The 7,882-nt window shown below is 70.0% G+C and carries 9 protein-coding genes; 6 read left to right on the plus strand and 3 right to left on the minus strand.

Going from position 1 to position 7,882, the window contains the following annotated elements:
* The 5 genes from Q7S93_RS12360 to Q7S93_RS12380 all read left to right on the plus strand — a co-directional run.
* Positions 1-1,082, plus strand: a 1,082-nt coding sequence (locus Q7S93_RS12360) for an acyl-CoA dehydrogenase family protein (protein WP_304714205.1), incomplete at its 5' end; no start/stop codon positions are given.
* Between the two features lie 115 nt (positions 1,083-1,197).
* A complete protein-coding gene (locus tag Q7S93_RS12365; protein WP_304714206.1) occupies positions 1,198-1,722 on the plus strand; it encodes a GNAT family N-acetyltransferase in 525 nt (174 codons plus the stop codon).
* 108 nt (positions 1,723-1,830) lie between these two features.
* Positions 1,831-2,598 (plus strand): sulfite exporter TauE/SafE family protein, encoded by a 768-nt coding sequence (locus tag Q7S93_RS12370; RefSeq protein ID WP_304714207.1) that lies wholly within the window; start codon positions 1,831-1,833, stop codon positions 2,596-2,598.
* On the plus strand, positions 2,595-3,350 hold the full coding sequence (locus Q7S93_RS12375) for a TSUP family transporter (RefSeq protein ID WP_304714208.1): 756 nt from the start codon (positions 2,595-2,597) through the stop codon (positions 3,348-3,350). Before Q7S93_RS12370 ends, Q7S93_RS12375 begins: the two co-directional genes overlap by 4 nt.
* 150 nt (positions 3,351-3,500) lie before the next feature.
* On the plus strand, positions 3,501-4,082 hold the full coding sequence (locus Q7S93_RS12380) for a GNAT family N-acetyltransferase (protein WP_304714209.1): 582 nt from the start codon (positions 3,501-3,503) through the stop codon (positions 4,080-4,082).
* 404 nt (positions 4,083-4,486) lie between these two features.
* On the opposite strand, the gene Q7S93_RS12385 is transcribed toward Q7S93_RS12380, so the two are convergent.
* The 3 genes from Q7S93_RS12385 to tadA all read right to left on the minus strand — a co-directional run bounded on the left by Q7S93_RS12385 (position 4,487) and on the right by tadA (position 6,345).
* Positions 4,487-5,362, minus strand: coding sequence for an SDR family NAD(P)-dependent oxidoreductase (locus Q7S93_RS12385; RefSeq protein ID WP_304714210.1), 876 nt, complete (start codon positions 5,360-5,362; stop codon positions 4,487-4,489).
* 69 nt (positions 5,363-5,431) lie between these two features.
* Entirely contained in the window at positions 5,432-5,866 is a 435-nt protein-coding gene (locus tag Q7S93_RS12390) for a DUF6265 family protein (RefSeq protein WP_304714211.1), read from the minus strand.
* Positions 5,863-6,345 (minus strand): tRNA adenosine(34) deaminase TadA, encoded by a 483-nt coding sequence (gene tadA, locus Q7S93_RS12395; protein WP_370652152.1) that lies wholly within the window; start codon positions 6,343-6,345, stop codon positions 5,863-5,865. Before tadA ends, Q7S93_RS12390 begins: the two co-directional genes overlap by 4 nt.
* 84 nt (positions 6,346-6,429) lie before the next feature.
* On the opposite strand from tadA, the gene Q7S93_RS12400 reads away from it, so the two are divergent.
* Positions 6,430-7,882 (plus strand): pseudouridine synthase (locus tag Q7S93_RS12400; protein ID WP_304714213.1); only part of this gene is annotated, 1,453 nt, incomplete at its 3' end.

Raw genomic sequence — 7,882 nt, forward strand, 5'->3', positions numbered from 1 at the left:
AGGCCGAGGGCCTGTGGAACTTCTTCCTGCCCAACGCCGAGACCGGCGAGGGCCTCTCCAACCTCGACTACGCCTACATCGCCGTCGAGCTGGGCAAGAACCGGATGGCGTCGGAAGTGATGAACTGCGCCGCCCCCGACACCGGCAACATGGAAGTGCTCGAGCGCGTCGGCACGCCGGAACAGAAGGAAAAGTGGCTGAAGCCGCTGCTGGTAGGCAAGATCCGCTCCGCCTTCGCCATGACCGAGCTGCACTCGGCCTCGTCCGACGCCAAGAACGTCAACACCACCGCCACCCTGGTCGGCGACGAGTACGTCATCAACGGCGAGAAGCACTACATCTCGGGCGCCGGCGACCCGCGCTGCAAGATCATGATCACCATGGTCCAGACCAGCCCCGACGGCCCGGCCAACCACCGCCAGTCGCAGATCCTGGTGCCGACCGACGCCCCCGGGGTGAAGATCGTCGGCCCCATGAACGTGTTCGGCGATCCCGACGCGCCGCACGGCCACATGCACATCATCTTCGACAACGTCCGCGTGCCGGCGTCGAACATGCTGCTGGGGGAGGGCCGCGGCTTCGAGATCAGCCAGCTGCGCCTCGGCCCTGGCCGCATTCACCACTGCATGCGCGCCATCGGCCAGGCCGAGAAGGCCCTGGACCTGATGGTCACCCGCGGCCTGACCCGCGAAGCCTTCGGCAAGCCGATCATCCAGCTGGGCGGCAATGTCGAGATCGTCAGCCGCGCCCGGATCGAGATCGAGGCCATGCGCCTGATGGTGCTCAAGGCCGCCAAGGCCATGGACGTGCTGGACCGCCAGGAAGCCCGCATCTGGATTCACATGGTCAAGGCCATGGTGCCCGAGCGGGTCTGCCAGATCATCGATCAGGCCATCCAGATGTACGGCGCCACCGGCGTCTCGCAGAAGACCCCGCTGGCGCGGATGTACACCTCCACCCGCACCCTGCGCCTGGCCGATGGCCCCGATGAGGTGCACCACATGGTGGTCGGCCGCAACGAGCTGCGGCAGTACCGCGAAATGCCCCAGGATCCGTCCACGGCGGCCGTGTTCCGCAACTAGGACCTTAAGGTTCCAGTTCGCTTCCGAGAGACCCCGGCGCCTGCGCCGGGGTCTTTTGCTTTGGGGGGTCGGCGCCTGGCTGGCGGCGCCGCTTGGCTGGGTGTATGGCCAAGCCATGAGCCCCGACACGCGCCTCGATGTTCTGACCGCTCAACAGGCGCGGTCCCATCTGCCGGCCTTGGGCGAACTGCTGGCCGCCTGTGTGGCCCAGGGCGCTTCGGTCTCCTTCCTGGCGGGCCTGGAGGCCGAGCGCGCCACGGCCTGGTGGGCGGGCCAGCTGGACGCGGACGGCGGCCGCCGACTGGTCACGGCCTTCGACCGCCAGGGCCTTTGCGGCGTCGTCCAGGTGATCCCGGCCGGGCCGGAGAACCAGCCCCATCGCGGGGACGTGGCCAAGATGCTGGTTCTGCCCCGCGCCCGGCGCCTGGGCCTGGGCGCCGCCCTGCTGGAGGGCGCCGAAGCGGCGGCCCGCCAGATGGGGCTGACCCTTCTGGTGCTCGACACCGTCACCGGCGGCGACGCCGAGCGGCTCTATGCCCGCGCCGGCTGGACCCGCGTCGGCGTCATCCCCGGATTCGCCCTTTCGACAGACGGCCGGCCCGAGGCCACTACCGTCTTCTACAAGGCGCTCGCCCAATGAGGCTAGCAGCGCCTGCTCCGTCCCGCGCGCGACGCGCTGCGGACCGTTTCCCGGCGGCGGCCTGTGCCCGCCGTTCGGGGCCGGCCGCTCCACTGGAGACGACCCGACGTGACCCTTCCTATTGCGATCTTCATCCTCGCCGCCGCCTTTGCGACGGCCACCCTGTCCGGCGTGTTCGGCATGGCCGGCGGCCTGGTGCTGATGGGCGCCCTGGCGCTCGTCCTGCCGGTGTCGGCGGCCTTCGTCACCCACGGCATTCTGCAGCTGGTCGCCAATGGCTGGCGGGCGCTGCTGCATAGGCGCCATGTGCGCTGGGACATTGTCGGCTGGTATGCGCTGGCCTCCCTGATCGCCGCGGTCCTGGTGTCGCTGGCCGCCTTCACGCCGTCCAAGCCCTTCCTGTTCCTGATGCTGGGCCTGGTGCCCTGGCTCACCTGGCTGCCGGCCCACTGGCTGAAGCTGGACGCCGCCCGGCCGCCCCAGGCCTTCGCCTCGGGCTTCCTGGTCACCGGCCTGAACCTGATGGCTGGGGTGGCAGGCCCCCTGCTGGACATCTTCTTCGTCCGCACAGAGCTCACCCGCCACGCCATCGTGGCCACCAAGGCGGCCACCCAGGTCTTCGCCCACCTGGCCAAGATCATCGTCTATGGGACGCCCCTGCTGATGGCGGGCGGGGACGGACGCGCCGCCGACATGCCGCCGCTTTGGCTGTTCGCCCTGGCCATTCCGCTGTCCATGGCCGGCACCTGGTGCGGCGGCCTGATCCTGGAGAAGATGAGCGACGTCAACTTCAAGCGCTGGACCCGCTGGATCGTCACCGCGGTCGGCGTCCTCTATCTGATCCAGGCCGCCCAGCTCCTGGGGCTGGGCGCATGAGCGGCCTGGCCATCGCGCTGGTGCTCGCCGCGGTCTTCGCCGCCTCGGCCATATCAGGCCTGCTGGGGATGGCGGGCGGCTCCCTGCTGATGGCGGTGTTGACCCTGATCCTGCCGGTCAGCGCGGCGCTCGCCCTGCACGGGGCGGCGCAGCTCGCCTCCAACCTCGCCCGGGCCGGCTTCAACGCCCGCCACGTCCGCTACCGCACGGTGGGATGGTTTGGTCTGGGGTCGCTGAGCGCCATGGGGTTGCTGTCGTTCGTGGCCTTTCAGCCGTCCAAGGCGGCCGTGTTCATCGGCATGGGTCTGCTGCCGATCCTGGTCTGGCTGCCGCCACGGCTGGTCCCGCTCGACGCCGCACGGCCGGGCCACGCCGTCGTCGGGGGCTTCCTGGCCACGGTCATGGCCCTGGCGGTGGGGGTCTCAGGCCCCTTGAGCGAGCTGTTCCTCGTGCGCAGCTCGCTCAACCGCCACGAGGTGATCGGGACCAAGGCGGCTTTCCAGGTCTTTTCCCACATGGCCAAGCTCGTCTTCTACGGCGGGGCGCTGTTTTCGCTCGGCGGCCAGGGGGAGGGGCTGGCCCTGGGCCTGGTGGCCGGCGTCGTCCTGGCGGCGGTGGCTGGCGCGGCGGTCGGGCGGCGGTTCCTGGACATGGTCTCCGAGGACCACTTCCGACGCTGGCGCCGCTGGATCTTCACCGCCCTGGGCGCGGCCTTCCTGTTGCAGGGGCTACGCCTGCTCGCCGGGGCCTGAGGCAAAAAAAGAGCCGCGTCCAAGAAGGGCGCGGCTCGAAAGGTATAGGGAGGAAACGCCCAAAAGGGCCAAGCTGAGATAATCGACTGCTGGCCAAAGGCAAGAGGGCGGGTGAAAGATTCTTCGCATCGCTGGGGCAGGGGGGATGAAATGCAGCTGGAAGCTCAGAATTCGCACAATCGGCATGTTCGCCTGGAGCCGCTCGGCGAACATCATCGTCTGGAGCTGCAGGCCGCCTGCGCCGCGGACCCGCAGGTCTGGCGCGACCTCTATCCCCACTCCATGGCGCCCGAACATTTCGACGCTGCCTGGACGAAGATGATGGTTCAGGCCGCCGAGGGCGCCTGGATCCCCCATGCGGTCCTGATCCAGGGCCGCTGCATCGGCATGACCAGCTATATCGGTCCCGACATCGCCAATGCGACCGTCGAGATCGGCGGCACCTATTACCATCCCGATCATCGCGGGGGGGCGGTGAACCCAGCCGCCAAGCGGCTGATGCTGGACCACGCCTTTGCGGCCGGCGCCCGGCGGGTGCAACTGAACGTCGACGCCATCAACCACCGCTCCCGCGCCGCCGTCCTGAAGCTGGGTGCGGTGCAGGAGGGGATCCTCCGCCAGCACCGTGTCGTCTGGACCGGCCGCATCCGCGACACGGTGGTCTTCTCCATCCTGGCGGGAGAGTGGCCCGCGGTCCGAGCGCGGCTGGATGCGCGGTTGGAGGGGTTCTGAGCGTCCGTCCTGCGACCGCCCTCGTCCTTCGAGGCCCTGCGGGCGCCTCAGGATGAGGGCGGACTGACACCCTTGGGCCGTCCTCCAACCCCTCGTCCTGTGGCGCGAGGGAGAGCGAGCCTCGGAGCGGCCCGCAACCAATCCCACGTCGCCCGCCGGCTTGATCGGAGGGGTCATGCACGCTGGATCGGCCCGGTGTTCATGGGTGGTCGGGTCGAGCCCGACCAAGACGGCGTGGGGCGGTGCGGCGCCCAGCGTCCGTCCTCATCCTTCGAGGCCCCGCTGGCGCAGGGCGCCTCAGGATGAGGACGAACTGGGACGCCAAAGCCAGCACCCGCCTTCCTCATCCTGAGGCGCGAGCGCGAGCGAGCCTCGAAGGACGCAAGGCCGCGCCGTGCTCAGCCTCAAGCGCTGGCGGCGGTGCGTTCGGCGGCGGCCGGGAAGAAGACCTCTTCGGCATGCTTGGCCACGTCCTGGGCGGTGTAGGGCTTGCCCGGATTGAAGCCGTCGGTCTGCACCATCTTGATCTCGCGCACCCCGCGGGACGAGACGCCCAGCACCTTGCCCGAATGGTCAGCGGCGAGGTCCGAGACCATGTAGAGCACGCCCGGCGCAATGTTCTCCGGCAGGCTCATGGCGTCGGGCTCCTTGCCCTGGCGGCCGGGCAGGTCGGCGGTCATGCGGGTGAAGGCACCCGGCGCCAGGCCCATGACGCGGATGCCGTACTTGCGACCCTCGATGGAGAGCACGCGCATCAGGCCATAGATGCCGGCCTTGGCCGCCCCGTAATTGGCCTGGCCAAAATTCCCGTAGAGGCCCGAGGTGGACGAGGTCAGCACCATGACGCCAGGATGATTGTTGTCCTTCATCCATTTCCACACCGGCCAGGCGCAGCAATAGGTTCCCTTCAGGTGCACCTTGACCACCAGGTCCCAGTCGGCTTCCGAGGTGTTGGCGAAGGTCTTGTCCCGCAGGATGCCAGCGTTGCAGACCAGGATGTCGATCTTGCCGTAGGTATCCAGCGCGGTCTTGAGGATGTTCTCGCCGCCTTCGACGGTGGAGACGTCGTCCCCGTTGGCCACGGCCTTGCCGCCGGCGGCCTCGATCTCATCGACCACCTTCTGGGCGGCGCTGCGGTCGGCGCCCGACCCGTCGCGGGTTCCGCCCAGGTCGTTGACCACCACTGAGGCGCCTTCCTTGGCGAACAGCTTGGCATAGGCCTCGCCCAGGCCGCCGCCGGCCCCGGTCACAATGGCCACTTTCCCGTCGAGCAATCCCATGGTCGTCTCCCAAATGTTCGAATTCTTATGGGCGACATCATCCCGCCCTTGCGGGGCGAAAGGCAAGACTCAGGGTGCGCGGACAAAGCGCCAGTCGCGCCCGATCGTCTTCCCCTCGTGGAGACCTTCGATGCGGGCGCAGAGATCGACCCCGCAACGGCGGTAGATCACCCGTTGGGGGAAGTCGTGCTCGGGATTCTCGAAAACCGCCTCGCCTTCGGGGCCCGGCTGCAACATGAAGGCGGTCGGCGCCTGGCCGGCCAGGGTCGCGGTGAAGACCGGGCCGTCGGGCGTGTCCAGAATGGTCATCTGCTCCACGGCGGTGGGACGGCCTTCCCGGCTCGACTGGTTGACGCCGGCCATCTTGCCCCCGGCCGGGGTGAGCCAGGCCTCCTCCGTCGTGACGCCCTCGCGGACCTCGACCCAGCGCCCGGTCATCCAGGCCAGAGCCTCAACCTGCGCGGTCGGATCGACGAGGGCGGCGGCGAAGAGGATGGCGATCATGCAGGCGTTCCCTTGGCTCGGCGGGCGCGGAAGAATCCGCGCAGCAGATCGGCGGACTCTTCGGCCAGGACGCCGCCGGTGACCTCGGGGCGCCAGTGGCAGGTGGGCTGTTCGAAGTAGCGCGGGCCATGGACGACCGCCCCGCCCTTGGGGTCCTCGGCGCCAAACACCACACGGCCGATCCGGGCATGGCTGATGGCGCCGGCGCACATGGCGCAGGGCTCCAGCGTCACCACCAGGGTCAGGCCGGTGAGCCGGTAATTGCCCAGCTTGCGGGCGGCCTCGCGCAGGGCGACGATCTCGGCGTGGGCGGTGGGATCATGGCCGCCGATGGGGCCCTTGGCGCCGATGGCGATCACCTCACCTGTGGCCGGATCGACCACACAGGCGCCCACAGGGGTTTCCCCACGTGCGGCGGCGTCTTGCGCGGCGCGCAGGGCAATGCGCATGGTGCGGTGATCATGGTCCACGAACGGCAACGAACTCCCCGCCCCCCCTCCGGTCAAGCCCCAGACGCCCACGACCCCTCAGCGCCCGACGCGACCGAGGGCGGCGGCGAACGCGTGGCCAAGGCCCTGGCCCGCGCCGGCGTCGCCTCCCGCCGGGAGGTGGAACGCCTGATCGAGGCCGGCCGCGTGGCCCTGAACGGCCAGGTGCTGACCACCCCGGCGGTCAAGGTCGAGGCCGACGACATCCTCACCGTCGATGGCGAGGTGGTGGACGATCGCGAGCCCGCCCGCCTCTTCCGCTATCACAAGCCCGCCGGCCTGGTGACCACCCATTCCGATCCGGCTGGCCGATCCACCGTCTTCGAGGCCCTGCCGGCCGGGCTCCCGCGGCTCATCTCCGTCGGTCGTCTGGACCTGAACACCGAAGGCCTGCTGCTGCTGACCAATGACGGGGCGCTGGCCCGGGCGCTGGAGCTGCCGTCCACCGGCTTGCAGCGCCGCTACCGCGCCCGGGCGCACGGCCGCATCACCCAGGACAAGCTGGACGCCCTGAAGGACGGCGTCACCGTCGAGGGCGTCCGCTACGGCCCCATCGAGGCGCGCATCGACAAGGCCCGCGAAGGCCCCCAGGGGGCCAATGTCTGGATCAGCCTGACCCTGACCGAGGGCAAGAATCGTGAGGTCCGTCGGGTTCTGGAGTCCCTGGGCCTGAAGGTGAACCGCCTGATCCGCCTCTCCTATGGGCCGCTGGCCCTGGGCGTCCTGGACGCCGGAGAGATCGAGGAGGTGGGCCCCCGCGTGCTGCGCGAACAGTTCGCCGGCTTCATCGCGCCGGAGGACATGCCCAAGGGCGACCGTCCGGCCTATTCGCCGCCCAAGCGCAATCGCGGCGTCGGCGCCGCTCGGCGGGCTGCGGCGGCCGCAGAGGTCGAGCGGGTCGAGGCCAAGGGGCCGGTGGAAAAGAAGGCCTACAAGCCCGGCTGGGCCAAGCCCAAGATCACCGCCCGGCCCAAGGGCGCGCCCAAGGGGAAGCCGGCCCCCAAGGTCAGCGGTCGGGATGTCGCCCTGGCCGAGGGCCGCGTCATGATCAACAAGGCCCGGGTCCAGGCCGCCCGGGCGACCGCGACGGCCGCCAATGCAGAGCCGACCCGGTCCGAGCGCCCTGCCCGACCAGACGCGCCCCCACCAAGGACCGATCGCCCCGACCGTCACAGGCCTGGCCCAAATCCCGGCCAGGCTTCGGAACGCCCCAAGACGGAGCGGCCCAAGACCGAGCGGCCTAAGGCTGAGCGGCCTAAGGCTGAGCGAGCCAAAACTGAGCGGCCCAGGACTGAGCGGCCGGGCCCCGGCCGTTCCGCCGATCGCCCGAGATCCGGCGGGCCTCGATCGCAGGAGCCGCGGGCCGAACGCAATACGCCAGAGCGCGCCCGCCCCTCGGCGACGGGGAAGGCGCGTCCGGAGGGCAAGGGCGGCCCCAGGGCGGATCGGCCCCAGAAGGCCTTCGAGCCCCGTAGCGGCGCCCCCGCAGCGCCGCGGGGTCCGCGCCCCCCCGGCCCCAGCCGCGGCG

It is taken from the genome of Phenylobacterium sp. (genome assembly GCF_030646615.1).
Lineage (GTDB): Bacteria > Pseudomonadota > Alphaproteobacteria > Caulobacterales > Caulobacteraceae > Phenylobacterium.

Coding starts and splice junctions, on each gene's coding strand:
- Q7S93_RS12365 (WP_304714206.1), top strand. CDS start 1,198: ATGAGCCCCGACACGCGCCTCGATGTTCTGACCGCTCAACAGGCGCGG.
- Q7S93_RS12375 (WP_304714208.1), top strand. CDS start 2,595: ATGAGCGGCCTGGCCATCGCGCTGGTGCTCGCCGCGGTCTTCGCCGCC.
- Q7S93_RS12380 (WP_304714209.1), top strand. CDS start 3,501: ATGCAGCTGGAAGCTCAGAATTCGCACAATCGGCATGTTCGCCTGGAG.
- Q7S93_RS12385 (WP_304714210.1), bottom strand. CDS start 5,362: ATGGGATTGCTCGACGGGAAAGTGGCCATTGTGACCGGGGCCGGCGGC.
- Q7S93_RS12390 (WP_304714211.1), bottom strand. CDS start 5,866: ATGATCGCCATCCTCTTCGCCGCCGCCCTCGTCGATCCGACCGCGCAG.